This is a genomic window from Ensifer sp. NM-2 (assembly GCF_003024455.1).
In the GTDB taxonomy this organism is placed as follows: Bacteria; Pseudomonadota; Alphaproteobacteria; order Rhizobiales; family Rhizobiaceae; genus Ensifer; species Ensifer canadensis.
The window spans coordinates 80,864-107,215 of sequence record NZ_PVZR01000018.1; the positions used below are offsets into that span (position 1 = coordinate 80,864).

24 protein-coding genes and 1 riboswitch are annotated in these 26,352 nt (G+C 60.9%); of the genes, 10 read left to right on the forward strand and 14 right to left on the reverse strand.

All coding sequences use genetic code 11. The features are described 5' to 3' along the window. The first annotated feature begins 17 nt into the window (after nucleotides 1-17). The 4 genes from C6558_RS28370 (at nucleotide 18) to C6558_RS28385 (ending at nucleotide 6,969) form a co-directional block, all read left to right on the forward strand. The gene (locus C6558_RS28370; RefSeq protein WP_107028032.1) at nucleotides 18-491 is read left to right on the forward strand and encodes a GNAT family N-acetyltransferase; all 474 of its coding nucleotides are present in this window, start codon (nucleotides 18-20) and stop codon (nucleotides 489-491) included. Nucleotides 492-526: 35 nt separating this feature from the next. Beyond that, nucleotides 527-1,330 (forward strand): DUF72 domain-containing protein, encoded by an 804-nt coding sequence (locus C6558_RS28375; RefSeq protein WP_025427102.1) that lies wholly within the window; start codon nucleotides 527-529, stop codon nucleotides 1,328-1,330. Between the two features lie 684 nt (nucleotides 1,331-2,014). Beyond that, nucleotides 2,015-5,818 (forward strand): vitamin B12-dependent ribonucleotide reductase, encoded by a 3,804-nt coding sequence (locus C6558_RS28380; protein WP_057208619.1) that lies wholly within the window; start codon nucleotides 2,015-2,017, stop codon nucleotides 5,816-5,818. A 716-nt stretch (nucleotides 5,819-6,534) separates the two neighbouring features. Continuing rightward, nucleotides 6,535-6,969 carry an N-acetyltransferase gene (locus C6558_RS28385; RefSeq protein WP_025427104.1) on the forward strand — a complete coding sequence of 145 codons (435 nt, stop codon included), beginning with the start codon at nucleotides 6,535-6,537 and terminating at the stop codon, nucleotides 6,967-6,969. A gap of 225 nt (nucleotides 6,970-7,194) precedes the next feature. On the opposite strand, the gene C6558_RS41455 is transcribed toward C6558_RS28385, so the two are convergent. Both C6558_RS41455 and C6558_RS28390 read right to left on the reverse strand, forming a co-directional pair. Beyond that, nucleotides 7,195-7,323 carry a hypothetical protein gene (locus C6558_RS41455; protein WP_255569869.1) on the reverse strand — a complete coding sequence of 43 codons (129 nt, stop codon included), beginning with the start codon at nucleotides 7,321-7,323 and terminating at the stop codon, nucleotides 7,195-7,197. A gap of 393 nt (nucleotides 7,324-7,716) precedes the next feature. Beyond that, on the reverse strand, nucleotides 7,717-7,959 hold the full coding sequence (locus tag C6558_RS28390) for a hypothetical protein (RefSeq protein ID WP_025427105.1): 243 nt from the start codon (nucleotides 7,957-7,959) through the stop codon (nucleotides 7,717-7,719). A gap of 253 nt (nucleotides 7,960-8,212) precedes the next feature. On the opposite strand from C6558_RS28390, the gene C6558_RS28395 reads away from it, so the two are divergent. Together C6558_RS28395 and C6558_RS28400 are read left to right on the forward strand one after the other, a co-directional pair. After that, complete coding sequence (locus C6558_RS28395; RefSeq protein ID WP_025427106.1) at nucleotides 8,213-9,133, forward strand: DnaJ C-terminal domain-containing protein; 921 nt, start codon at nucleotides 8,213-8,215, stop codon at nucleotides 9,131-9,133. After that, the gene (locus C6558_RS28400) at nucleotides 9,130-9,444 is read left to right on the forward strand and encodes a chaperone modulator CbpM (protein WP_057208621.1); all 315 of its coding nucleotides are present in this window, start codon (nucleotides 9,130-9,132) and stop codon (nucleotides 9,442-9,444) included. The genes C6558_RS28395 and C6558_RS28400 overlap by 4 nt, the downstream gene beginning before the upstream one ends. On the opposite strand, the gene C6558_RS28405 is transcribed toward C6558_RS28400, so the two are convergent. Next, nucleotides 9,408-9,875 (reverse strand): nuclear transport factor 2 family protein, encoded by a 468-nt coding sequence (locus tag C6558_RS28405; RefSeq protein WP_025427107.1) that lies wholly within the window; start codon nucleotides 9,873-9,875, stop codon nucleotides 9,408-9,410. The two genes, C6558_RS28400 and C6558_RS28405, sit on opposite strands and share 37 nt — an antisense overlap. 432 nt (nucleotides 9,876-10,307) lie before the next feature. On the opposite strand from C6558_RS28405, the gene C6558_RS28410 reads away from it, so the two are divergent. Next, on the forward strand, nucleotides 10,308-10,664 hold the full coding sequence (locus C6558_RS28410; RefSeq protein WP_025427108.1) for a hypothetical protein: 357 nt from the start codon (nucleotides 10,308-10,310) through the stop codon (nucleotides 10,662-10,664). A gap of 28 nt (nucleotides 10,665-10,692) precedes the next feature. Here the strand turns inward: C6558_RS28410 and C6558_RS28415 are convergent, their stop codons facing one another. Both C6558_RS28415 and C6558_RS28420 read right to left on the reverse strand, forming a co-directional pair. Further along, complete coding sequence (locus C6558_RS28415) at nucleotides 10,693-11,679, reverse strand: copper chaperone PCu(A)C (RefSeq protein WP_025427109.1); 987 nt, start codon at nucleotides 11,677-11,679, stop codon at nucleotides 10,693-10,695. Nucleotides 11,680-11,774: 95 nt separating this feature from the next. Then, on the reverse strand, nucleotides 11,775-12,158 hold the full coding sequence (locus C6558_RS28420) for a hypothetical protein (protein ID WP_057208627.1): 384 nt from the start codon (nucleotides 12,156-12,158) through the stop codon (nucleotides 11,775-11,777). Nucleotides 12,159-12,319: 161 nt separating this feature from the next. Continuing rightward, a riboswitch (glycine riboswitch) is annotated at nucleotides 12,320-12,407 on the forward strand. 146 nt (nucleotides 12,408-12,553) lie between these two features. On the opposite strand from C6558_RS28420, the gene gcvT reads away from it, so the two are divergent. From gcvT to gcvP, 3 genes are read left to right on the forward strand one after another with little or no spacing between them, the layout of a single operon-like run. Beyond that, nucleotides 12,554-13,693 carry a glycine cleavage system aminomethyltransferase GcvT gene (gcvT, locus tag C6558_RS28425; protein ID WP_025427111.1) on the forward strand — a complete coding sequence of 380 codons (1,140 nt, stop codon included), beginning with the start codon at nucleotides 12,554-12,556 and terminating at the stop codon, nucleotides 13,691-13,693. 16 nt (nucleotides 13,694-13,709) lie between these two features. Further along, on the forward strand, nucleotides 13,710-14,072 hold the full coding sequence (gcvH, locus tag C6558_RS28430; RefSeq protein ID WP_025427112.1) for a glycine cleavage system protein GcvH: 363 nt from the start codon (nucleotides 13,710-13,712) through the stop codon (nucleotides 14,070-14,072). Then, a complete protein-coding gene (gene gcvP, locus C6558_RS28435) occupies nucleotides 14,072-16,936 on the forward strand; it encodes an aminomethyl-transferring glycine dehydrogenase (protein ID WP_025427113.1) in 2,865 nt (954 codons plus the stop codon). Before gcvH ends, gcvP begins: the two co-directional genes overlap by 1 nt. 46 nt (nucleotides 16,937-16,982) lie before the next feature. Here gcvP and C6558_RS28440 read toward each other — a convergent pair whose 3' ends face one another. From C6558_RS28440 to C6558_RS28480, 9 genes are all read right to left on the reverse strand, one after another. Beyond that, nucleotides 16,983-17,411: a response regulator gene (locus C6558_RS28440; RefSeq protein ID WP_025427114.1), complete on the reverse strand. Its 429-nt coding sequence runs from the start codon at nucleotides 17,409-17,411 to the stop codon at nucleotides 16,983-16,985. 10 nt (nucleotides 17,412-17,421) lie between these two features. Then, nucleotides 17,422-18,927 (reverse strand): ATP-binding protein, encoded by a 1,506-nt coding sequence (locus C6558_RS28445; protein ID WP_158071672.1) that lies wholly within the window; start codon nucleotides 18,925-18,927, stop codon nucleotides 17,422-17,424. A gap of 92 nt (nucleotides 18,928-19,019) precedes the next feature. Continuing rightward, entirely contained in the window at nucleotides 19,020-19,412 is a 393-nt protein-coding gene (gene sufA / locus C6558_RS28450; protein WP_025427116.1) for a Fe-S cluster assembly scaffold SufA, read from the reverse strand. Between the two features lie 98 nt (nucleotides 19,413-19,510). Beyond that, the gene (locus C6558_RS28455; protein WP_025427117.1) at nucleotides 19,511-19,891 is read right to left on the reverse strand and encodes an SUF system Fe-S cluster assembly protein; all 381 of its coding nucleotides are present in this window, start codon (nucleotides 19,889-19,891) and stop codon (nucleotides 19,511-19,513) included. A 71-nt stretch (nucleotides 19,892-19,962) separates the two neighbouring features. After that, nucleotides 19,963-21,204: a cysteine desulfurase gene (locus C6558_RS28460; RefSeq protein ID WP_057208634.1), complete on the reverse strand. Its 1,242-nt coding sequence runs from the start codon at nucleotides 21,202-21,204 to the stop codon at nucleotides 19,963-19,965. A 27-nt stretch (nucleotides 21,205-21,231) separates the two neighbouring features. After that, complete coding sequence (gene sufD / locus C6558_RS28465) at nucleotides 21,232-22,509, reverse strand: Fe-S cluster assembly protein SufD (RefSeq protein WP_025427119.1); 1,278 nt, start codon at nucleotides 22,507-22,509, stop codon at nucleotides 21,232-21,234. 22 nt (nucleotides 22,510-22,531) lie between these two features. After that, on the reverse strand, nucleotides 22,532-23,287 hold the full coding sequence (gene sufC, locus C6558_RS28470; protein ID WP_025427120.1) for a Fe-S cluster assembly ATPase SufC: 756 nt from the start codon (nucleotides 23,285-23,287) through the stop codon (nucleotides 22,532-22,534). 77 nt (nucleotides 23,288-23,364) lie between these two features. After that, nucleotides 23,365-24,834 (reverse strand): Fe-S cluster assembly protein SufB, encoded by a 1,470-nt coding sequence (sufB, locus tag C6558_RS28475; RefSeq protein WP_025427121.1) that lies wholly within the window; start codon nucleotides 24,832-24,834, stop codon nucleotides 23,365-23,367. A gap of 152 nt (nucleotides 24,835-24,986) precedes the next feature. Next, on the reverse strand, nucleotides 24,987-26,153 hold the full coding sequence (locus C6558_RS28480) for a cysteine desulfurase family protein (protein ID WP_025427122.1): 1,167 nt from the start codon (nucleotides 26,151-26,153) through the stop codon (nucleotides 24,987-24,989). Nucleotides 26,154-26,352 lie beyond the last annotated feature (199 nt).

The window sequence follows — 26,352 nt, forward strand, 5'->3', positions numbered from 1 at the left end:
CCGTCGCCGGCTTCGCGATGATGCGGCCGGCGACGCTAGATGACCTGCCCGCCGTGCGGGATATCACCGTTGCCGCCTACGCGCCTTATACCGACCTGCTCGGTGGACTGCCTTTGCCGGTTACCGAAGATTACGTGCCTCGCATCGCCCGCGAAGAGGTCTGGATCCGTGACGATGGCGATGCGGTTTCTGCGATTGCCGTTTTCGAACGGCATGCGGATCATCTTTTGATCTTCAGCATTGCCGTTGCGCCCTCCTTCCAGCGTCAGGGGCTAGGGAGCGAGCTGTTGCGGTTTGTTGATGCACAGGCGGAGGAATGCTGCGTGGCAGACGTGCGGCTCTATACCAATGCGCGGATGGAGCGAAACATCGCGCTTTATCGTGCCTATGGTTTTCAAGAAACGGGTCGCCGCCCGAACCCCTATCGGCCAGGGTGGACGCTGGTGGATATGGCCAAGCCCGCGGGGCAGATGGCGTCCGAACGAAACTAGTTGCGGCTTGAATTCGCCGCCATGAGGAGGATGGGATGACGAAATCCGGAAAGATCCGCGTTGGTATCGGCGGTTGGACCTTCGAGCCTTGGGAGGGCACGTTTTATCCCGACAGCCTGTCGAAGAAGCGCCAGCTCGAATTTGCCGGCAAGGAGTTGCGAGCGATCGAGGTCAACGGCACCTATTATTCATCGCAGAAGCCGGAAACTTTCGCCAGGTGGGCAGCCGAAGTCCCTGATGATTTCATCTTCTCGCTGAAGGCCAGCCGCTTCGTCACCAATCGCAAGGTTCTGGCCGAAGCTGGTGAATCCATGCAGAAATTCCTGACGCAGGGGCTGACAGAATTAGGACCCCATCTCGGGCCGATCCTGTGGCAGTTCGCGCCGACGAAGAAGTTCGAGCCGGAAGATTTCGAAGGCTTCCTCAAACTTTTGCCGGAAAAGCAGGACGGTCTGCCGCTGCGCCACGTCGTCGAAGTGCGCAATCCAACGTTCCAGGCGCCCGAGTTCGTCGACCTGCTGGAAAAATACAAGGTGGCCATCGTTCTGGCAGAACATGCGGACTATCCGATGATCGCCGATGTCACTGCCGATTTCGTCTATCTGCGCCTGCAGAAGGGCAGCGACGATATCAAGACCTGCTATGCCGCCGACAAGCTTGATCTCTGGGCGGATCGCGCGAAAACCTTTGCCGCCGGCGGGGAGCCGGGTGATCTCGCCAAGAACGCGCCCGATCGCAAGGCAAAGAAGGAGCCGCGCGATGTCTTTGCCTTCTTCATCACCGAGGGCAAGGTGAACGCGCCGAATGGCGCGCGTGAGCTGCAAAAGCGCGTTGATTGATGTCAAGTTCAGGCGCGGGGGACCTTCCCGCGCCTCTCCACGCGACCCTAATTGCTCACCCCCAAAACCTGAAAACGAATCAATTTGTAGTGCCCCTCACATCGGCGTTGGTTGTGCAATCGCGGTTGCCCCTGGGGATGCTATTTATGTGCTTTTTTACCCTTCAAAAATTTGATTTTTCGCCTGCCGCTGCGGCAGTGTCACAGGCAACCTGCCGAAGTGCCTGATTTACAAGGCATTGGCCGCTGTCCCCGTTTTCCACAGCCGATCCACACAACATCTAGCGCTCAAACTTCCGTCACAAACCACCCCTTGACGCCTTGGGACGATTCACGGTTAATGGATTTCACGTTGCGACGGCGGCGGACCGGATTGTTTTGAGCCCGGTTCATTTCACGAAATCGTCGGTTCTGACATGCGGCAAACGCGGGTTCCCCGCTTGAGCCGCAGTGAGGAATCCTGTGCGCTTTTTCGGGCCCGCTTGAGCAACTTTTGGCTGGCATAAAGAAGCTGTTGATACTATATTTAGTGTTTGCAGGCAGCCTATCTCACAAGATACAGGGTCACCCAGATCTGGGTTTCCCTTCATGGATGGAAGCTGAGACTGGCTGCGGAATGCCTCCGCGGTCGGGCGGGGACACTTGCGCCTGTGGCGGGCGCTCGCAACACGAAGGACACGGGATAATGCTGATCGAACGTCGTTTCACCAAGGCTGGGCAATCCGCCTATGCGGAGATCGAATTCCGCAAGGCTACGAGTGAAATCAAGAATCCCGACGGCTCGATCGTGTTCCGTCTGGCCGATATCGACGTGCCGGCCCAGTTCAGCCAGGTTGCCGCCGATATCCTTGCCCAGAAGTATTTCCGCAAGGCCGGCGTGCCGGCGAAGCTGAAGCGCGTCGAGGAGAATGATGTCCCCTCCTTCCTCTGGCGCTCGGTTCCCGACACGGATGCGCTGAAGGCGCTGCCGAAGGACGAACAGTACGGTTCCGAAACCGATGCCCGTCAGGTTTTCGATCGCCTGGCCGGTACCTGGGCCTACTGGGGCTGGAAGGGCGGCTATTTCGCCAGCGAAGAAGACGCCTCCGCCTTCCGTGACGAACTTGCTTATATGCTCGCCACCCAGCGCGTTGCGCCGAACTCCCCGCAATGGTTCAACACCGGCCTGCATTGGGCCTATGGCATCGACGGCCCCGGCCAGGGCCACTTCTATGTCGATCCCTTTACCGGCAAGCTGACCAAGTCCAAGTCGGCTTACGAACACCCGCAGCCGCACGCCTGCTTCATCCAGTCGGTTGCCGACGACCTCGTCAACGAGGGCGGCATCATGGACCTGTGGGTGCGTGAAGCGCGCCTGTTCAAGTATGGCTCCGGCACCGGCTCCAACTTCTCGCATCTGCGCAGCGAAGGCGAAAAGCTCTCGGGCGGCGGCAAGTCCTCGGGCCTGATGTCCTTCCTGAAGATCGGCGACCGCGCAGCCGGCGCCATCAAGTCGGGCGGCACCACCCGTCGCGCCGCCAAGATGGTCGTTGTCGATATCGATCACCCGGATATCGAGGAATACATCAACTGGAAGGTCAAGGAAGAGCAGAAGGTTGCAGCGCTCGTCACCGGCTCGAAGGTCGTCGCCAAGCATCTGAAGGCGATCATGAAGGCCTGCGTCAACTGCGACGGCACGGACGACGCCTGCTACGACCCGAAGCAGAACCCGGCGCTCAAGCGCGAGATCCGCGCTGCCAAGCAGTCGCTGGTGCCTGAAAACTACGTCCAGCGCGTCATCCAGTTCGCCAAGCAGGGTTACAAGGACCTTGAGTTCAAGACCTACGACACCGACTGGGATTCGGAAGCCTATCTCACGGTTTCGGGCCAGAACTCGAACAACTCCGTCTCGATCAAGGACGACTTCCTGCGCGCCGTCGAAGCTGATGGCGACTGGCACCTGACCGCCCGCAAGGACGGCCGGGTGATGAAGACGCTGAAGGCACGCGACCTCTGGGAGTCGATTTCCTACGCCGCATGGGCGTCGGCCGATCCGGGCCTGCACTTCAACACGACGATGAACGACTGGCACACCAGCCCCGCCGCCGGTCCGATCCGCGCGTCGAACCCGTGCTCGGAATACATGTTCCTCGACGACACCGCCTGCAACCTCGCCTCGCTGAACCTGATGATGTTCAAGGACGCGGCGACGAAGCGCATCAACATCGCCGATTACGAGCACGCCGTGCGTCTGTGGACCGTCGTTCTCGAAGTTTCGGTGATGATGGCGCAGTTCCCGTCCCGCGAGATTGCCGAACTGTCCTACGAATACCGCACGCTCGGCCTTGGCTATGCCAATATCGGCGGCCTTCTGATGTCGTCGGGCATTCCCTATGACTCGACCGAGGGCCGCGCCATTGCCGGTGCGTTGACGGCGATCATGACCGGCGTTTCCTACGCCACGTCGGCGGAAATGGCGGCCAAGCTCGGTCCGTTCCCGGGCTTCGCGCCGAACCGCGACAACATGCTGCGCGTCATCCGCAACCACCGCCGCGCCGCTTACGGCGAGACGACGGGCTATGAAGGCCTCTCGGTCAACCCGGTTGCGCTGATCCATGGCGAAAACCCCGACCAGGACCTCGTCATTCACGCCATGAGCGCCTGGGACAAGGCGCTGGAACTCGGCGAGAAGCACGGCTACCGCAATGCCCAGGCAACCGTCATCGCGCCGACCGGCACGATCGGTCTTGTCATGGACTGCGACACGACTGGAATCGAGCCCGATTTCGCGCTGGTGAAGTTCAAGAAGCTCGCCGGTGGCGGCTACTTCAAGATCATCAACCGCGCCGTTCCCGAGGCTCTGCGTTCGCTCGGTTACTCCGAGAGCCAGCTTGCCGAGATGGAGGCCTATGCCGTCGGCCATGGCAACCTCAACCAGGCGCCTGCCATCAATCCCTCGACGCTGAAGGCCAAGGGCTTCACCGATGAGAAGGTCGAGGCCGTCAACGCTGCCCTGAAGTCGGCCTTCGATATCAAGTTCGTCTTCAACCAGTGGACGCTCGGTGCGGACTTCCTCAAGGGTGCGCTGAAGGTTACCGACGAGCAGCTCGCCCAGATGGACTTCAACCTCCTGGAGCACATGGGCTTCTCGAAGAAGGACATAGAAGCGGCCAACATCCACGTCTGCGGTGCGATGACGCTCGAAGGTGCGCCGTTCCTCAAGAACGAACACCTGCCTGTCTTCGATTGCGCCAACCCCTGCGGCAAGATCGGCAAGCGTTACCTCTCGGTCGAAAGCCACATCCGCATGATGGCTGCCGCCCAGCCGTTCATCTCGGGCGCCATCTCCAAGACGATCAACATGCCGAACGAGGCGACCGTCGAGGATTGCAAGAACGCCTACATGCTGTCGTGGAAGCTGGCGCTGAAGGCCAATGCGCTCTATCGCGATGGTTCCAAGCTGTCGCAGCCGCTCAATGCCTCGCTGATCGAAGACGAGAATGACGAGGATGCGCTGGAGGATCTGATCCAGGCGCCGGCCGCTGCCCAGGCCGTGACCATCACGGAGAAGATCGTCGAGCGCGTCATCGAGAAGGTGATCCGCGCCCGCGAAAAGCTGCCGAACCGCCGCCAGGGTTACACCCAGAAGGCTGTCGTCGGCGGTCACAAGGTCTACCTGCGCACCGGCGAATTCGGCGATGGCCGCATCGGCGAGATCTTCATCGACATGCACAAGGAAGGCGCTGCCTTCCGGGCGATGATGAACAACTTCGCCATCGCCATCTCGCTCGGCCTACAATATGGCGTTCCGCTCGAAGAATATGTGGAGGCCTTCACCTTCACCAAGTTCGAGCCGGCCGGCATGGTGCAGGGCAACGACGCGATCAAGAACGCGACGTCGATCCTAGACTACGTCTTCCGCGAACTGGCCGTGTCCTACCTCGGCCGTCACGATCTGGCCCATGTCGACACGTCCGACTTCAGCAACACGGCGCTCGGCAAGGGTATCCAGGAAGGCAAGACGAACCTGATCTCCACCGGCTGGACCCGCGGCTACAAGCCGACCATCGTCGGCGGCACGGCTGATCGCACCAGTGAGCCGAAGGGTTCGGCGACAGCAGCCCCTGCCCGCGCCTCCTCCAGTGCAACGGTAACCTCGATTGCCGGCAACACCGTCCGCAAGATCGAACAGACAACGTCGATCGCAACTTCTGAAATCGTTGCCTTCAAGCGCGACTACGAAGAGCGCGCCGCCGAACTTGCCGAAGAGATCCCCGAGGAAACAGTCGAGACGGTAACGGAAGTGACGGCTCTGTTCTCCGACAAGGCGGCCGCAGAAGCGGCATCGGCCAAGTCGGACGCCAAGAAGCTCGAAGCCGAACGCCGCGCCCGCTCGATCATGCAGGGTTACACCGGCAACATGTGCTCCGAGTGCCAGAACTTCACAATGGTGCGCAACGGCACCTGCGAGAAGTGCGACACCTGCGGCGCCACCAGCGGCTGCAGCTGATCAGCTACGACACTGAAGCCACGTGGTGTAAGATGCGTGCAGTGAGACATTGAAGAAACAAAAGGCGCTCCTTAGAGCGCCTTTTGTGTTGGGGCAGGCTCCGGATTTCTGCCTGACCTTGCTTCCCGCATTTGAAACGTTACGGATTTGGTTTCTCTCTGACAGGAGAGGCAGGTGTAATGAGTGCATTCCGTCTATTGCTACTGCTGCCGCTTGTCTTGCCGGCTAGCTGCGCCTACCCGATTTGCAAGCAACTGAAGCCGGCAGCTCGTGTCTCCGTCCACGACACCAGCGAGGTCCCGATTGCGGGCGCGAAGGTGCATCTTTGGACAATTGTTCATCCTCATAATCGCCGCGGACTTGCCGAGGTGACGGAGACGGACGCATCAGGAATCGCACGCTTTCATAAGAAGGTGAATGGCGTGTTGAGGCGCTGGTCGTGCATGGCTACGACGTGTTCTCTTGGCGGTGGTGTGTCGCCAAACCCGGCTACGAGACGCGCCATCTCAGTTACGATGAGTGGCTCAGCACCAAATCGCCGATCGTCCTACGAGAAGGCGTATCGCAACCGTGTAAGGCGCCAGAGCCGTCGGGATGAAACACTTGGCAGCCAGCACAGATTATGTATCTGTTGCGGCTAGAGAGGCACCGCCGACCGTCGCAATTGTGCATCCGCAGTCTTTACCCATTCGCCCCGCTTATCTGGCTCGTTCCAAATGACAGCCCCCATCATCGACATCACCCTCGAAGATCCGAGCAAGGATGATCTGCGTGCGATCGTCACGACGCTTGACGCCTATAACGATGCGCATAGCGGCATGGTCGATCAGCCCGGTTTTGCCGTCTTCATTCGGGATCCCGAAACGAAGGCGGCAATCGGCGGGCTCTATGCGACCGATGGCTATGGCTGGGCTTTCATCCGCTATCTCGCCATACCGGAAAACCTTCGCGGCCAAGGTCTGGGACAGCGACTGATCGCCGAGGCGGAGAAGATCGCGCGGGATCGCGGCTACATCGGCCTATGGCTCGATACGTTCGAATTCCAGGCGCGGCCTTTTTACGAAAAGCTGGGTTTTGTGGTTTTCGGCCAGCTGGAGGGCGCGCCGGGCGCAATAGCGCGTTACTTCCTGAAGAAGCGGTTTGAGAATTAGCCGACAGCCAAAGACAGGTGGCATGCAGCTTCGCTGCGTATGATCAATGCGGGATGGATCAGTTACGGAGAGCGCCGCAGAGTTGTGGCGCGTCGACAAGAGTTCTGCCGTTCTTGGTGCGAGTGTTGCTTCGGTTGATCGGTGCGTGGGAGAGCGCAACCGTGCAACCGAAGCCTTTTTGGTGAAAAGCCCACTTCCATGGGATTTCAGGCTGCCTTCACCGGATTATTTCGGTGTAACGATGCCCTGGTAATAGTCGCCGTCGCCGCTGACATAATTCACACCACCGCCGCCCGTGGTTTGCGCACAGGCCGCCAAGGTGGAGAGAACGAGTAGCAACATCGCAGTTTTCATAGGCATTTGCTCCTTCAGCGTCGTTTGATCTTCGGCCGTGCGCTACGCCGAAGCGACGCATGACGATTTGACCCGCCAATTCTATGATACTCAACCGGGCATCTATCAAGGGCATTGATTGTTTAAAGCTAATTTGTGCTTGCCTGTGATGTGTTCAACGTCTGCGCGCATATTGGGCGCGGCAAATCGTTGGCGCTTTTGCACTCACAAGGGTGAGCGGGGCAAACAGCAGCACGCTTCTTTCAGCTTCTACAGCGCCGCGCGTCTTAGACGCGCAAAGGTCGCTGTAGCACTTTGAATTGCTGCAGGTTTTTATCCTTAAAACGAATAGGATTTAAGGAAACATGCAGTAGAACTCAGCCGCCTGCCCCTGGGAAAAGCCGAGGCGAAGGTTCACGTCGACAGGTGTTTGCCCGGCTGCTCGCGCTCCCGCCAGTAACGCAGCCTGAGGCGTGGAGCCATCAGCCAGGCGATGAAAGGCGTGAGGATGAAACATGTGACGACCACGACTGGCAGAGAATACTTGGCGTTGTCGGCGAGCACCGGGATGGAAAGCACGATCACCGCACCGATGCCGAAGAGCACGGCGTTGATCATCAGTCCAACCATGATGGCAAGTTGCAGGCGCACGGACATGTCGGCCTCCGTTGAAAAACCACCCAATGGGAACGCTGCCTTTTTCGAATGGTTCCGAAATCCCGATTGTAGCAGAAACGGCCTACTCGCGAAATGAGAGCACAAACCGGCCGCGGTTCGTTTTCTCCCTGTCGTTTCCGCACGGGTGCCCTATGCTTGTAGTCAAGCGACCGATCACCCGATTGGATTGGGATATGTGAGCTGTACCGCACAGCCCGATCCACTGCCGATCGCTTCAGTTTGAGGGAGACCCATGCCGAGCAGTCCATACGAAACCCTGGGCGTCAGCCGGGACGCCAAGCAGAAAGATATTCAGAGCGCCTACCGCAAGCTTGCCAAGAAACTACATCCCGATCTCAACCCCGGGGACAAGGGAGCCGAGGATCGCTTCAAGTCAGTTTCGGCCGCTTATGCGCTCTTAAGCGACGAGGAGAAGCGCGGCAAATACGATCGCGGCGAGATCGACGAAACCGGCGCGGAAACGGCGCCTCGGAACTTCTACCGCGATTATGCCGGCGCCAACGACACCGCCGGTCGCTACGAAAGCGCTCACGGCTTTTCGGATTTCGGCGATTCGGACGATATTTTCTCCAACTTCTTTTCTCGTCGTGGTCGGGGCCAACAATCGATGCGCGGGCGCGATGCACATTTCTCGATGGAGATCAGTCTGCTCGAGGCGGTCAATGGTGCCAAGAAGCAGATCAGCCTGCCGGGGGGCGGGCCGGCCCTTGATCTGACGATTCCGCCGGGCACACGCGACGGCCAGACGTTGCGCCTGCGCGGCAAGGGAGAGCCCGGCTCCAACGGCGCGGCTGCCGGTGACGCGCTGATCGACATCCGTGTGCGGCCGCATCCGCTGTTCCAGGTGGATGGTGAGGATGTGCGCTATGAGATCCCGATTTCGCTGAGCGAAGCCGTGCTTGGCGGCAAGATCCGCGTTCCGACCATGGATGGCGCCGTCAACGTCACGATCCCGCCGAACTCCAACACCGGCAAGGTCTTGCGGTTGAAGGGTAAGGGCATGCGCAAGCCGGGCGGTGGCCACGGCGATGCCTATGTGACGCTGAAGATCACGCTTGCGCCGCAGGCCGATCCGGCGCTCGCCGCCTTCGTCGAGGGCTGGGCAGCCGGAAAGGCGGAGGATCCACGCAAGAACCTGGGAGGCAACGCATGAACGACAGCGAGTTTTGCGAACACCTCGAAATCGAGGTCACGGTGCTACGGGTCTGGGTCGAGCAGCGCTGGCTTGTGCCGCGCCATGCCGACAGAGGTTGGATATTCGAAGACGATGATCTTGCCCGCGCCCGCCTGATCCAGGACCTGACTGGCCCCATGGGCGTCAACGACGACGGCGTCGACGTCGCCATGCAACTGCTCGATCAGATTCACGGCCTACGCGGCCGGTTGAGTGCGTTGATGACGGCAATCCGCAGCCAGGATCCGGATATTCAGAGGCTGATACTGTCTCGTGTGGACGACGAATAATCCACCGCGATCGCCGGCATCGCGACAAGACCGACGGTTTCGGCAACAAGCAAGGTGTCGACGAATTCCGTCAGGTCAGCCATCCGGTCGTCGCTGAAGCTGAACCTGTCCAGGATTTCCGTATCGAACCATGTGTCGGAAGGAACGAAGCGGATGGGCCCAACCCGATGGGCGTAAACCGTGTTACCGTCGACGTCGAGCTGAACCGTCTTCATCTGGCTCAAATCCCAGGCGTCGACCAGGCCGCGAAAAGCGGAGCGCACTGCTTCCGGATTGCTGACCTTCTGGGTCATGGCCCCAAGACGGCCGCTACCGACGATACGGAAGCTGAAGGTTGGATGCAGACAGGCCAGCATGGCCTCAAGGTCGTTGGCATCGCGCGCTGCATAGAGCGAGTGCACGGTTTGCTCGAGCGCGGTGCGATCTGGCATCAAATTGCTCCCTTGTGAAATCTGGGCACGCCTTTTGTATCCGGGGTGAGTGTGCGCGTATTTAAGGCATGTCGCAAGTATATGCGAAGGCTGCAGTACAACCTCAGCCTGGCGTTCGTCTTTGCTGGCCTGTGGTGGCAACGCCTGCCGTCGCCCGGGCGACTGACCCAAGCGTCGAGGCAAAGAGAGCAATCAGGGTGGTCTTCAACCTGTGCGTTCCCCCGTCGGGGATGCCCGAAGTGTCCGGCCTTCATGCCCGAGGGATGGATCGCATGGGCGCATCCCGACATAGACTCTTCGAAAACCGATCCGCACCGCCCTTAGAAGCAATCGTTAGGATTCGACTAAAAGGCGACCGCCAATTTTCACCCAGCTTCAAGCGAAACAGCGCAAAAAGGAAAGGATTAATAGCAAGGAAGGCAGGGGAACAAGGTGGTACAGGTCGTCACGGTATCCGCGACCACAGCGGCTTATGCGGCGGAAGCCGTCAAGCCGAAGGCGCGCGTGTCCGGCGATGGCCCGGCCGATGAGGCGATCACCTTGCTTTCGACCCGCCGTTCCAGCGAGCCGACGATCACCCAGGCATCTATTCCCAAGATGAAGGGCGCCCTGCCCCTGTCGTTGATGCTGATGAGCGCCGATGGCCGCCTGCCGCAGCAGAGCGAGGCGGAAACGCTACGCCGATATCTCGAATACATGCGCGACGACGGGGACATGCCAGAATGGCGCGAAAACGAAAGCCGGCAGGAAGATCCCGCCGGCCAAGAGGATGAGAACGGCGCCGCCTGAGGCAAAGCCCTTCGTCTCATCAGGTCCTTCAGTGGTGCTTGTGCCCGCCGGTTGCCGCAGCGCCGCCGGCCGCCGTTCCCACGGCAAGCGTGGCATCGACCTTGCCAGCCTTCTCGAAGACCAGCGTAACCGGCACGGTTTCACCCTCGGCAAACGGCTTCGACACCTGCATGAACATCAGATGCAGGCCGCCGGACTTGAGCTCGACGGTCTCGCCGGCCGGGATGGCAACGCCGTCATCGAGCTTGCGCATCTTCATCACGTCGTTTTGCATCGCCATTTCGTGGATCTCGACGCGACCCGCGACCGGGCTCTCGACTGCGACCAGGCGATCGTCGGCGCTGCCGCCGTTCTTGATCGTCAGGAAGCCGCCGCCAACCTTGGCGCCCGGCAGCATCGCCTTGGCCGCGCCGCCAAAGATTTCAAGGTCGCCCAGCTTGACCGGGCCGTCCGTGGCCATCTGCCCGCCGTGTCCGGCATGCTCGTCGCCACCGGCGGCAAGCGTCACCGTCACCGTGGGCGCCGGGCTCTTCAGGTCATGGGCGCTCTGCCCCTCGGCTGCTACCTCGTCCCACACCACCTTGCCGTCCGTGCCGCACAGCTGAACCGTCGGGAAGGCAAGCACGGTTTCCTTGTCGAAGCCCGAGATCTTACCTTTGACGACGAAGGTATCGTAGAACTCTTCGGGCAGATTGCCGCCCTTCCAGCGGATCTCGATTGGGCCGGAAGAGACCTTCTCGCCGTGATTGTCATAGGTCTTCTGGTAGTCGCCCTTGATGATCTCCAGCTCCCAACCCGGTTTCGGCTGCGGCTTGGCGAAGACGAAGCCTTCCGGCAGCTTCATCTGCACCTCGGTCGTTGCCTTGCCATCGCAACCGTGCGGAACCTGCAGCACCGCCTTGAAGCTCTTTTCGGATTGCGCGCTGTCGGTTTCGAACGTCGCATGGGCGTGGGCGACGCCAGCGGTTGAAAGCGCCAGGCCGAGGGAAAATATAGTCAGTGCGGTCTTGTTCATGTCGTACACTCCTGACCACGTGCCGGTCAGAGCCCGGTTCTGTCGTGGTCGATGCCGCCATCGCGGCGCATTGAAATTGAATGCGTGGGGAAGCGTTACGACTGGTGGGGAGGTCCGCGCGGCGGCGGCAGAAGGCGCAGATGCCGGACGGTAATTTCGTCTTGCGCGCGGTGCAAATCGGCAAGCCAGTTGCCGGTCTCGGCGCGTTCGCTATGTTGCGGCGGCGTCGGCAGCAGGGCAGCCACCGCAAGCCGGCAGGCCTCGCAGACCGGCGCCATCGATGGCGATTTGCCGTTGTCGATGCCATCCATGCCGAAGCAGATATCGGCGATGGTGCCATCGGGTAGCTGATAGGCTGCGATCTCTGCAGGCGTCAGGCTTTTTGCCATCGCCGGCTTGTGGGCGAAGGACAGGAAAACAAGCGCGAAAGCGGCGACGATGCGCACAGCGATCCGCAAATGTCCCTTACACCTAGTCATTGTCGTCCCCGGTATCGATCCTGAGTTATCCTCAAGCGGAGGAGAATGCAAAGACAGAATTGACGCACCCCCAGTCCGGCGATGGGAAGTGCTGCGACAAAAATGTGTTTGACCGCGACACCGCCCCCTTGCCAAGTTCACAGGTTCGCCGTTATTTGGAGGCGATCTTGTTGGGAGAAACCGGTTCGTTCCGGTGCCGAAGGAGCAACCGCCCCGGAAACTCTCAGGCCAAAGGACCAGCAAGGTGCCGGTAGGACTCTGGAGAGAAGCGTTTTTTTGCGCTCGCCGAAGGGATAACAATCTCAGGCAAAGGGACAGAGGGGGCTCGAATTTGACGGCGTTTGACGCCGGAAGTGTGAGCCGGCGCGCGTGCGCGCCAGACCTGGAGGCCGGAGTTGGAAGAGATTTCCCATTTGAAACATACGCCGCTGCATGCGTTGCATCTGTCGCTGGGTGCCCGCATGGTGCCCTTTGCCGGCTACGACATGCCGGTCCAGTACCCTGACGGCGTGATGAAGGAGCACCTGCATACGCGCACCGCGGCAGGTCTGTTCGACGTTTCTCACATGGGCCAGGTCATCGTTCGGCCAAAGTCCGGCAAGATTGAGGACGCAGCGCTGGCGCTGGAAAAGCTGGTGCCCGTCGATGTGCTCGGCCTTGGTGAAGGCCGGCAGCGCTATGCGATCTTCACCAATGCCGAAGGCGGCATTCTCGACGACCTGATGATCGCCAACCGCGGCGACCACCTCTTCCTGGTGGTCAACGCCGCTTGCAAGGATGCCGATTTCGAGCACCTGAAGAAGGGCCTCGCCGACACCTGTGAAGTCACGATGCTCGACGACCGTGCGTTGATCGCGCTGCAGGGCCCCCACGCAGAAGCAGTTCTTGGCGAATTGTGGGCCGATGTTTCGGCCATGCGCTTCATGGATGTCGCCGAAGCCGACCTGCACGATGTAGCCTGCATCATCTCCCGGTCCGGCTATACCGGCGAAGACGGTTTCGAGATTTCCATTCCCTCGGTATCGGCCGCCGACGTCACGCAGCGGTTGCTCGAACACCCTGATGTCAAGCCGATTGGCCTTGGCGCGCGCGATTCGCTGCGTCTCGAAGCCGGACTTTGTCTCTATGGCAACGATATCGATACTTCGACCACACCGGTCGAGGGCGCGATCGAGTGGGCGATGCAGAAGGCGCGGCGCGCCGGCGGTGCCCGCGAGGGCGGCTTTCCCGGTGCGGACCGGATTCTTGGCCAGTTCGCAGACGGCGCCAAGCGCCGTCGCGTCGGCCTGAAGCCAGAGGGCCGCGCGCCCGTGCGCGGTGGTGCCAATCTTTTTGCCGACACCGAGGGCAAGACGCTCGTCGGCAAGGTGACTTCGGGCGGCTTCGGCCCCACCGTCGATGGCCCGATTGCCATGGGCTATGTCGACGCCACCCATACCGACAACGGCACGACGGTTTATGCGGAGGTGCGCGGCAAATATCTGCCGGTCGTCGTCGCCGCCCTGCCCTTTGTCAAACAAACCTACAAACGCTGATCAGGAGAGAGCGCAAATGTTGAAGTTCACCGACGAACACGAGTGGCTGAAGGTCGAAGCTGGCGTAGCAACGGTCGGCATCACCGAACACGCGGCCGGCCAGCTCGGCGACCTCGTTTTTGTGGAACTGCCGGAAACTGGCTCCACCTTTGCCAAGGGCGACACGGCGGCAACGGTTGAATCCGTCAAGGCGGCATCCGACGTCTATTGTCCACTTGATGGCGAAATCGTCGAAGTCAACCAGGCGATCGTCGACGACCCGTCGCTGGTCAACAGCGATCCGCAGGGCGCTGCCTGGTTCTTCAAGCTGAAACTCGCCGATCCGAACGCAGCCGACGCCCTTCTCGACGAAGCGGCCTACAAGGAGCTCGTCGCCTGATGAGCATGCCCAAGGACTTCACCTTTACCGACTACAAGCCGTATGACTTTGCCAACCGGCGTCATATCGGCCCGTCGCCGGCGGAAATGGATGAGATGCTGAAGGTCGTCGGTTATCCGTCGCTCGACGCGCTCATCGATGACACCGTGCCGCCGTCGATCCGTCAGAAGACGCCTTTGGCCTGGGGCGCGCCGATGACCGAGCGTGAAGCGCTCGACAAGATGCGCGAAACGGCCAACCGCAACCAGAAGCTCGTGTCGCTGATCGGCCAGGGCTATTACGGCACGATCACGCCGCCGGTCATCCAGCGCAACATCCTGGAAAATCCGGCCTGGTACACGGCCTATACGCCCTATCAGCCGGAAATCAGCCAGGGTCGTCTCGAGGCGCTGCTCAACTACCAGACGATGGTCTGCGACCTGACCGGCCTCGACGTTGCCAACGCTTCGCTGCTTGACGAAGCGACGGCTGCCGCCGAAGCCATGGCGATGGCCGAACGTGTGTCGAAGTCCAAGGCGAAGGCCTTCTTCGTCGACGAGAGCTGCCACCCGCAGACGATTGCTCTGTTGAAGACCCGTGCCGAGCCGCTCGGCTGGCAGATCGTCATCGGCAATCCGTTCACCGATCTCGATCCGGTCGACGTCTTCGGCGCCATCTTCCAGTATCCGGGCACCTACGGCCACGTGCATGACTTTACCGGCCTGATCGCCCGCCTGCACCAGGCCGGCGCGATCGCGACGGTCGCGGCCGACCCGCTGGCGCTTGCCCTCTTGAAGTCGCCCGGCGAAATGGGTGCCGATATCGCCATCGGCTGCACCCAGCGCTTTGGCGTTCCGGTCGGCTACGGTGGTCCGCACGCTGCCTACATGGCCGTCAAGGACGCGCACAAGCGCTCGATGCCCGGCCGTCTCGTCGGCGTCTCGGTCGATGCACGCGGCAACCGCGCCTATCGCCTTTCGCTGCAGACCCGCGAACAGCATATCCGCCGCGAAAAGGCGACGTCGAACATCTGCACCGCGCAGGTGCTGCTGGCCGTCATGGCCTCGATGTACGCTGTTTTCCATGGACCGAAGGGCATCAAGGCGATCGCTCAGAGCGTTCACCAGAAGACCGTTCGCCTCGCCATGGGCCTCGAAAAGCTTGGCTACACTGTCGAACCGGACGTGTTTTTCGACACGATCACCGTCGATGTCGGCAAGCTGCAGGGCATCATCCTCAAGACTGCCGTCGCCGAGGAAGTGAACTTGCGTAAGATCGGCGAAACCAAGATCGGCATCAGCCTCGACGAGCGCTCGCGCCCCGTCACGCTCGAAGCCGTCTGGCGCGCCTTTGGTGGTGACTTCAAGGTAGAAGAGTTCGAGCCGGGCTATCGCCTGCCGCAGCCGCTGCTGCGCACCAGCGAATACCTGACGCATCCGATCTTCCACATGAACCGCGCCGAAAGCGAAATGACGCGTTACATCCGCCGTCTTTCGGACCGCGACCTGGCGCTCGACCGGGCGATGATTCCGCTCGGTTCCTGCACGATGAAGCTCAACGCTACGGCGGAAATGCTGCCGATCACCTGGCCCGAATTCGCCGAAATCCATCCTTTCGTTCCGAAGGATCAGGCGGCCGGCTACCAGCACATGATCGAAGACCTGTCGGATAAGCTCTGCGCCGTCACTGGCTATGACGCGATTTCCATGCAGCCGAACTCCGGCGCACAGGGCGAATATGCCGGTCTGTTGACGATCCGCGCATACCACCTGGCACAGGGCAACGACCATCGCGACGTCTGCCTGATCCCGACTTCGGCGCACGGCACGAACCCGGCGTCCGCCCAGATGGCCGGCATGAAGGTCGTCGTCATCAAGGTGAGCGACAACGGCGACATCGATATGGATGATTTCCGTGCAAAAGCCGAGCAGTACGCGGAAAACCTCTCGTGCTGCATGATCACCTATCCCTCGACGCACGGCGTGTTCGAAGAGAACGTCCGTGAGGTCTGCGAGATCGTGCACAAGCACGGCGGCCAGGTCTACATGGACGGTGCAAACATGAACGCCATGGTCGGCCTTGCCCGCCCCGGCGACATCGGCTCCGACGTCAGCCACCTGAACCTGCACAAGACCTTCTGCATCCCGCATGGCGGCGGCGGTCCTGGCATGGGCCCGATCGGCGTCAAGGCGCATCTGGCACCCTACCTGCCGGGTCACCCGGAAACGGATGGCAATGACGGTGCGGTTTCGGCTGCTCCTTTCGGCTCGGCCTCGATCCTGCCGATCTCCTGGAGCTACTGCCTGATGATGGGCGGAGAAGGCCTGACCCAGGCGACGAAGGTGGCGATCCTCAGCGCCAACTACATCGCTGCTCGGCTGAAGGGCGCCTACGAAGTGCTCTACAAGTCGTCCAAGGGTCGTGTCGCGCATGAGTGCATCATCGACACCCGCCCGCTGGTCGAAAGCGCCGGCGTGACCGTCGACGACGTGGCCAAGCGCCTGATCGACTGCGGTTTCCACGCTCCGACCATGAGCTGGCCGGTTGCCGGCACGCTGATGATCGAGCCGACGGAATCGGAGACCAAGGCTGAGATCGACCGCTTCTGCGAGGCAATGCTGGCAATCCGCGAGGAAGCCCGCGCCATCGAGGAAGGCCGGATGGACAAGGTCAACAACCCGCTGAAGAACGCTCCGCACACGGTCGAAGACCTGGTCGGCGATTGGGATCGTCCCTACTCGCGCGAACAGGCCTGCTACCCGCCAGGCGCTTTCCGGGTCGACAAGTACTGGTCGCCGGTCAACCGGGTCGACAACGTCTTCGGTGACCGAAACCTGGTCTGCACCTGCCCGCCGCTGGAAAGCTACGCGGAAGCAGCGGAATAAACCGATGACAAGCGGGGCGCGCCCGATGGTGCGCCCCGATCTTACCCTACTGATCAAGCACGACGCCGCGCGGCGGCAGGGTGTTTTCTATCCAGAAGCGGACGAAGGCCTCGGCGAATTGCCTGTAGCCCGAAAGCGACGACGGCTTGGCCGCATAGGCGTTTGCACCGGCCTTGTAGGACCGGAAAACGTCGCTCGGATTGGTGGACGACGTCAGCACGATGACCGGCACCACCGATGTGCCCTCATTGCTGCGAATGCGCTCCAAGAGTTCCATCCCGTCGACACCGGGCATCTTGATATCCAGAAGCACATAGTCGAAGTGCTCGTGCCCGAGGCGCGCCACGGCCTCGTCGGCGTGGGTGACATGGACGATGTCGAGCGTGTCGTCGGTCTGTGAAAGGGCACGCGTGACGAAACGCGCGTCGTGCACGTTGTCCTCCACCACAAGCAATCGCTTCGGTGACTTGGCCAATCTTGTCGCCTTACTTGGTCTTCCGCATGCGCTTGGGAAGCGTCACCACAAATCGTGCGCCTTCGGTGAAGCTCGTGTCAAGATGGATCGATCCGTTGTGGCTTTCGGCGATCCGCTTGGCAAGCGCAAGGCCGATGCCCGTGCCGCCATAGGTGCTTTCGTCGTGGTGCAAGCGCTGGAACACTTCGAAGATGCGCGTGGCGAATCGCGGGTCGATGCCGATGCCATTGTCCTCGACCGCAAGCTCCACCTGCTGGCCGACGGCGCGGCCGTTGACGCGCACGATAGGCCCGCGATCCGGATGTCGATACTTGATGGCATTGCCAACAAGGTTTTGCACCAGCCGGCGCAACAGTTCCGGATCGCCCTGGACCTTCGGCAGCGGACCGATCTCGAAGGCCACATTCGCCTCGCGCGCGTGACCGCCGAGAACGCCCAGAGTATCGGCGACGATGTCGCCGAGGTCGACATCGGACCATGTGCTGATCTGATAGGCAATCTGCGAATAATCGAGCAGGCTGTCGATCACCCGGTTCATCCGCCTTGCGCTGTCGCGCAGATGGCGGGCGCTGGCCGAAACCTCATCCTGATTGCCGGCGGCCAATTCATCCTCGATCATCTCGGAGAACATCGAAATGTGCCGCAAGGGTGCCTTCAGGTCATGGGAGACCGTTGCCGTGAACTGATCGAGGGCCTCGTTCTTGTGCTCGAGCTCCTGTCGCTGGCGCTCGAGCGTCAGTTCCGCGCGCTTCAGTTCGGTCACATCGACGCGCAGGACGACGGTGTTTCCGTCCTTGGTCTTGATATTTTCAACCCTCAGCCAGCGGTCGCCGGCGTAGCGGTAGATCTTCGCCCTGTTGTCCGGTTGACGAAAGTCCTGCAGCCGATGCGCCACCCAGGCGGGCCAATCCGGGTTACCGGGCAAGGCTTCGGGATAGTGCCCCTCCTTCTGCGCAAGCAGAAGGATCTCTTCGGCGGTCATGCCAGGGTGAAGCAAGGGGCCGGCTGGGCCGCAGATCGTCACATAGGCGCGATTGTAGACCAGCAACCTTTCCTCGGCATCGAAGATTGCGAAACCTTCCGGCATAACGTCGAATGCTGCGTCGAGCATGTCGGACGCCCGCTGTCTCTCAAGCACGGCCTTGGCGAGATCTGAGACGTCGCGGATGATGCCGATCAGGGCCAGTTCCCGTCCGGCGGCATCGATCAGCGGCGTGGTGCGCAGATGGCCCGAGAATGTCGAGCCGTCGCGCCGGATATAGCTGTAGGTCGAGGTGCGCGCGATCGTCTCGTCGACCCTTGCCGCGCGATTGCGCAGCCGCCTCAAGTATTCGTCGTCGTCAGCATAGATAAGGCGCGCCGGTTGGCCGATGAACGCGTCGGCCGCATAGCCGAATTGCGTGAGTGCAGCTGGGTTGGCGGAGCGAATGATGCGCTCAGCGTCGAGGATGATCACCGGATCCGGAAAGGTCTCATAGAGCGCATTGAAGACAAGTTCCTCGTCGAACGCCGTCACGCCCATCTCCCCCAGTTACGCGACCGCATATCAGCAGAAAAAAGGCCCGGCGAAAACCCGGGCCTGCCATCTCTCGAAACACAAGGAGCGTATCAGTTCGCGCGCACCACGGCGTCGCCGCGCTCCGCAAGCGCTGCCAGATCGGCCGGCTTCAGCTCGACCGATTCGCCGCATCCGCAAGCTGACGTCTGGTTGGGGTTGTGGAAGGTGAAGCCGGAGCGAAGCGTCGTCACCTCGAAATCCATCTGGGTGCCGAGCAGGTAAAGCACCGCCTCCGGCGCAACCCAGACCTTGGCACCAGCGTGCTCGATCAGATCGTCCTTTGGATTGGGCTCGGTGACGAGATCCACGGCATACTCCATGCCGGCACAGCCGCCCTTCTTGATGCCGACGCGGATGCCCAGGGCATCGCCACCTGCATTTTCAACGATCGACTTGACGCGCCCGGCGGCTGCATCGGTCAAGCTCATCACGGCAAAGCCCATCGGCCTTTTCTCCTTGTCGTCACCGGGGTAAAGGCCCGGCGCCTTCCAGAATCAAATGTAGTGTCCGCAGCTTAACGGATCAATATGGCGCCTTGCGGTCAGTACCAACCGATGGCCACCTGTGCCTCTTCCGACATGCGGTCAGGCGTCCACGGCGGATCGAAGGTCATAGAGACCTCGACTCCCGACACGCCTTCGACGGCGCCCACCGCATTTTCGACCCAGCCGGGCATCTCGCCGGCGACGGGGCAGCCCGGCGCGGTCAACGTCATGTCGATCTTGACCATGCGGTCATCTTCGATGTCGATCTTGTAGATCAGGCCGAGCTCGAAGATGTCGGCGGGGATTTCCGGGTCGTAGACGGTCTTCAGCGCGCTGATGATATCGTCGCTCAGACGTGCCAGTTCTTCGGACGGGATTTCCGAATGCACGATGCCCTCGCGCACGTCGATCTTGTCTTCCGTTGCATCCAGGCTCATGTCGGCCTCCTAGACTTTCTCTTTCAGTTCAGATGCTTGAGTTGAAACTCTGAACCATTTTCCAAACCCGATCAGGCGAAGAACTTGCGCGCGTACTCAAGCGCGTCAGCCAATGCGTCCACTTCAGCCCGCGTATTGTAGAGGCCGAAGGATGCGCGGCATGTGGAGGTGACGCCGAAGCGTTTCAAGAGCGGCTGCGCACAATGGGTGCCCGCGCGAACTGCGACGCCGGCGCGGTCGATCACCGTCGAGATGTCATGGGCGTGAACGCCTGCGATCTCGAAGGAAAAGATGCTGCCCTTATCAGGCGCATTGCCGAACACTTTCAGCGAGTTGATCCTCGACAGGCGCTCGCGCGCATAGGCGGTCAGGTCGGCTTCGTGCCTGGTGATCGCCGCCCGGCCGATCTTTTCCATGTAGTCGAGCGCGTAGCCAAGCCCGATCGCCTGGACGATCGGCGGCGTTCCGGCTTCGAAACGATGCGGCGGATCGTTGTAGGTGACGCGGTCTTCGGTCACTTCCTCGATCATTTCACCGCCACCCATGAACGGGCGCATTTCCTTCAGGCGGTCCATCTTGCCGTAAAGCACGCCGATCCCCGAGGGACCGTAGAGCTTGTGGCCGGTCATCACGTACCAGTCGCAGTCGATGTCCTGCACGTCGACAGGCATGTGGACTGCGCCCTGGCTGCCGTCGACCAGCACCGGAATGCCGCGCTCGCGGGCAATCCGGCAGATCTCCTTGACCGGTACAACGGTGCCCAGAGCATTCGACATGTGGGTAATGGCGATGAGCTTGGTGCGCTCCGTCAGGCACTTGACGAAATCTTCGATGTGGAACACGCCATCGTCGTCGATCGGCGCCCAGACCAGCTTGGCGCCCTGGCGTTCGCGGATGAAATGCCAAGGCACGATGTTAGAGTGGTGCTCCATGATCGACAGCACGATCTCGTCGCCCTCGCTAAGCTTCGGCATACCGTAGCCATAGGCGACTGTATTGATCGCCTCGGTGGAGGATTTTGTGAAGATGATGTTGTCGGCCGATGGCGCGTTCAGGAAGCGGCGCACTTTCTCGCGCGACGCTTCATAGGCCTCGGTGGCGGCATTCGAGAGGAAATGCAGGCCCCGATGCACGTTGGCGTATTCGTTGGCGTAGGCATGGCTCACCGCGTCGATGACTGACTGCGGCTTCTGCGCCGATGCGCCGTTGTCGAGATAGACAAGCGGTTTGCCATAGACAGTCCGGGACAGGATCGGAAAATCCTTGCGGATCGCTTCGACGTCATAGGCTGGCACCGGCACAGTGTGTTCCATGTCTTTCAATCCAATCAGTCGCGCCTGTCAGGCATGCTTCACGAGCCAGGCCGAGATTACGCCTTCCAGCGCCTCGACCAGCGGCTCGTCGTCGAGTTCCTCGACGATTTCGGCGACGAAGGCGTTGACGAGCATCGCCCGCGCCTTGTTTTCCGGAATACCGCGCGCAAGCAGATAGAAGAGCTGCGTGTGGTCGATGTCAGTAACCGTCGCGCCGTGACCGCACTGCACGTCGTCCGCAAAGATCTCCAACTCGGGCTTGGACGAAAGGTCGGCATCGTCCGAAAGAAGCAGCGTGTTGCACGCCATCCGCGCGTCAGTCTTCTGCGCGTCCTTGGCAACCAGGATCTTGCCCTGGAAGACGCCTTTGGCGCGATCGAAGACCACGTTGCGGATGATTTCCGTCGATGTGGTGTGCGGCACGTTATGGCCAAGCGTGAAGGTGACGTCCGTGTGGCTTTCGCCGCCGAGCAGGTTGATGCCGCGTAGCTTGAAATCAGCGCCTTCGCCGCTCGTCTTGCCGTGGATCTCCTGTCGCACCAGCTTGCCGCCGGCATTGATGACGAAAAGATACAGCTTGGCGTCCTTGGCGAGATCGAAGCGCATCTGCCCGAGATGGGTGTCTGCGGCTCCCTGCTGCTGCAGGATGATCCAGATGATGTCGGCACCCTCGCCAACCGCAACGTCGCTGACCGTTGAGACCAGGCTCTCGCCGGCATCGGTTGACAGGTGACGTTCGATCACAGTCGCCTTGGTGTTCGCACCGAAGGAAACCGGGAAGCGCGTGTGCGACTGGCCGATGCTCTGCACCAACTGAATTTCAAGCGGGTCTTCCAGCTCGGTTCCGTCTGCGATCGCAAGCTCGATACCACCGCGCACGAGGCCGCCGTTGATGCGGCCGATTGCGTCGTCCGAGCCGAGCACCGCAAGGCCGGCAGCAGCCGACCCGTCGAGCAGGCTGTCGGTGTAGGAGCGCATCGTCACGCCCTCGGGCGCATTGCCCTTGAGGTCGGCATGGCCGTTGCGCACCGCAAGTACTGTCGAGCCGGCGACAAGCGCCTCGACGCGATCAGCAAAAGCCGTCGGGTCGGCGGCAGGTACCGCACGCAGCAGCGTGCGAAGATCGGTATAGTGCCAGGACTCGACGCGGCGCGTCGGCAGGCCTGATGTCCGCAGTTCGTGCACCAAGGTGTCACGAACCGACAGCACCGAGCCGTCGCCGGGTAGATCGCCGATCTGCGCGGTATAGGCATCGACGAGCGCCGTTTCGGCTGCCGTCATCTTGATTGCCTGTTGCATATTCATTCGAACACTCCTTCAACAGGCCCTAGGCTGCAGCCTCGATGATATCAGCGTAGCCGTTGGCTTCGAGTTCGTGTGCAAGCGCCTTGTCGCCCGACTTGATGACCTGGCCCTTGTAGAGCACGTGCACCGTGTCCGGAACGATGTAGTCGAGCAGGCGCTGGTAGTGGGTGATGACGATGACGGCGCGGTCGGGCGAACGCAGTGCGTTGACGCCGTCGGCGACGATCTTCAGCGCATCGATGTCGAGGCCGGAGTCGGTTTCATCAAGCACGCACAGCTTCGGCTCGAGCAACGCCATCTGCAGGATCTCGGCGCGCTTCTTCTCACCGCCGGAGAAGCCGACGTTGAGCGGGCGACGCAGCATTTCCGGAGCGATCTTGAGCTCGGCAGCGGCTTCCTTGACACGGCGCATGAATTCCGGTGTCGTCAGCTCGTCTTCGCCGCGATACTTGCGCTGCTCGTTCATCGCCACCTTCAGGAACTGCATGGTGGCAACACCCGGGATTTCGACCGGGTACTGGAAGGCAAGGAAGATGCCCTTGGCGGCGCGCTCGGAAGCCTCCAGCTCAAGGATGTTCTCGCCGTTGTAAAGGATCTCGCCTTCGGTCACTTCGTAGTCTTCGCGGCCCGACAGGATGTAGGACAGCGTCGACTTGCCGGAGCCGTTCGGCCCCATGATGGCGGCGACTTCGCCGGCCTTCACCGTCAGGTTCAGGCCACGGATGATTTCAGTGCCGTCTTCGGCGATGCGGGCGTGCAGGTTCTTGATTTCAAGCATTATATCGTCCTCTTGGGAAACGAACGTCTGTTTGCGCGCAAAGCGGATGCGCGCCATTCAATAATCAGTTCAAGGCCTCAGCCGACCGAGCCTTCGAGCGAGATGCCGATCAGCTTCTGCGCTTCGACGGCAAACTCCATCGGCAGTTCCTGGATCACTTCCTTGACGAAGCCGTTGACGATCAGCGCGATCGCCGCTTCAGTCGGGATGCCGCGCTGCAGGCAGTAGAACAACTGGTCCTCGGAGATCTTCGAGGTCGTCGCTTCGTGCTCGAACTGTGCCGTCGAGTTCTTTGCCTCGATGTAGGGCACGGTGTGCGCGCCGCATTTGTCGCCGATCAAAAGCGAATCGCACTGGGTGAAGTTGCGGGCGTTCTCGGCCTTGCGGTGGGCCGAAACCTGGCCGCGATAGGTGTTTTCCGAAACGCCGGCAGCGATGCCCTTGGAGACGATGCGGCTCGACGTGTTCTTGCCGAGGTGGATCATCTTGGTGCCACTGTCGATCTGCTGATGGCCGTTCGATACGGCGATCGAATAGAACTCGCCGCGCGAACCGTCGCCGCGCAGGATGCAGGATGGATACTTCCAGGTGATCGCTGAGCCGGTTTCCACCTGGGTCCAGGAGATCTTGGAGTTCTTGCCGCGGCAATCGCCACGCTTGGTGACGAAGTTGTAGATACCGCCCTTGCCGTGCTTGTCGCCAGGGTACCAGTTCTGGACCGTCGAATACTTGATCTCGGCTTCATCGAGGGCCACGAGTTCGACGACAGCTGCGTGCAGCTGGTTTTCGTCGCGCTGCGGCGCCGTGCAGCCTTCGAGGTAGGAAACGTAGGCGCTTTCTTCGGCGATGATCAGCGTGCGCTCGAACTGGCCGGTGTTCTTCTCGTTGATGCGGAAGTAGGTCGACAGCTCCATCGGGCAGCGAACGCCCTTCGGCACGTAGACGAACGAACCATCGGTGAAGACGGCGGAGTTGAGCGTCGCATAGTAGTTGTCGGTCGGCGGAACGACAGTTCCGAGATACTTCTTGATCAGATCGGGATGCTCGCGGATCGCCTCGGAGATCGACATGAAGATCACGCCGGCCTTCTTCAGCTCTTCCTTGAAGGTCGTCACCACCGAAACGCTGTCAAAGACGGCGTCGACGGCGATCTTGGACTTCTGCACGCCGGCGAGGATTTCCTGTTCCTTCAGCGGGATGCCGAGCTTTTCGTAAACCTTCAGAATTTCCGGGTCGACTTCGTCGAGCGACTTCGGACCCGTCGTGCCCTTCGGCGCGGCGTAGTAATAGATGTCGTTGAAGTCGATTTTCGGATAGTTGACGCGCGCCCAAGTCGGCTCGTCCATCGTCAGCCAACGGCGATAGGCCTCAAGACGCCATTCCAGCATCCATTCCGGCTCGCTCTTCTTGGCAGAGATGAAACGGATGATATCTTCGGAAAGGCCCTTCGGCGCCTTTTCGACTTCGATGGTGGTTTCAAACCCGTATTTGTACTGGTCCACGTCGATCTGACGGACCTGATCAATGGTCTCCTGCACGGCAGGCATGTCGTTCTCCAATCTTGCCGGATCCAAGGTCCGGTAGCTTGTCAACACGATGCGAACTTGGCGCACCGCTTATGTAATGGCTAAAAGGCGCTTTTCACCCCGTTTGCCAAGCGGAAAATTGCTTTTCCGCAATTTCGTTCAACCGCGCGTTCTCACGCGGCCTGACCTGTCGTTCGGCGCCTTGCGGCGACCTTGGCGAACACCGCCGCGCAACGCTCGATCTCGGCCTCCGTGGTGGCCGGGCCGATCGAGATGCGCAGTGCCCCCTGACGGGGGTCGTAACCCATTGCAGTCAGCACGTGGCTCTGACCGACCTTGCCGGATGAGCAGGCGGAACCCGCCGAAAGTGCGACACCCTCGAGGTCGAAGGCGATCTGTCCGGTTTCCGCTTTCATGCCAGGAAGCGTGAAGAAGATGGTGTTGCCAACGCGCGAAACGTCGCGGCCATGGATCACCACATCCGGCGCCGAGGTCTGCATATCCTGTTCCAGCCGATCGCGAAGCGCTGCGACCGATGCCATGCGATCATCGAGGTTGTCGGCAGCCTTGCGCGCCGCTGCAGCAAAGCCTGCGATCGCAACCGCGTTCTCGGTACCTGAGCGATGGCCCTTTTCCTGGCCGCCGCCCCGGATCAACGGTGCCGGCATCATGATCTCACCCCGGGCGACAAGCGCGCCAGCGCCCTTGGGGCCGCCGATCTTGTGCGAGGAGATGATGAGAAAATCCGCACCCAGTTCTTCGATAGATAGCGGCAGCCGACCGGCCGCCTGTACGGCGTCGACGAGGAGAATACCGCCATGGGTGCGAACGATCGCGGCAATCTCGGAGATCGGCTGAATGATGCCGGTTTCGTTGTTGACCAGCATCACCGCGACCATCGGCAGGCCGCTTTCGCGGTCGTGGGTGTCGAGAAGCGCACGCAGGGCCTCGAGATCGACGACACCGGCGGTCGTCACCGGGATTTCCGAAACGTTCTCGCGCGCAAACCGCCCGCCTTCGCGCAATGCAGGATGCTCGATCGCCGAGGCATAGAGTCGGCCAATCTTCAGCGGCGTGCGGCCCATGCGGAAATCGGGCGTCAGCACCATGTTGGCCGCTTCGGTCGCGCCGCTGGTGAAGATCACGCTTGCCGCCTTGGCGCCGCAAAGCGCGCCCACGTCGCGGCGGGCATTTTCGATCAGCGTGCGGATCGTCCGGCCCTCGCCATGGACGGAGGAAGGATTGCCGACCAGATCGAGCGCAGACAGGCACGCGTCGCGCGCTTCGGCAAGAAGCGGCGCCGTGGCGTTCCAGTCCATATAGATGCGCGAGGTCGACATAATTTCCTTCGCTAGAACAATAGGCTCACCGCCGACAACCACCGACGATGCATTTTCCTTGAATTTTCCGCACCGCTTGCCTTATGAGACGAAGCACACGGCGGAATGCCCGCACAGAAGTTTTGAACGGTTCTAAACTAGGTTTTAGAAAAGCTGAGTGCTTTCGTCAAGACTCATCGCGATCCGAAACCAAGATTCG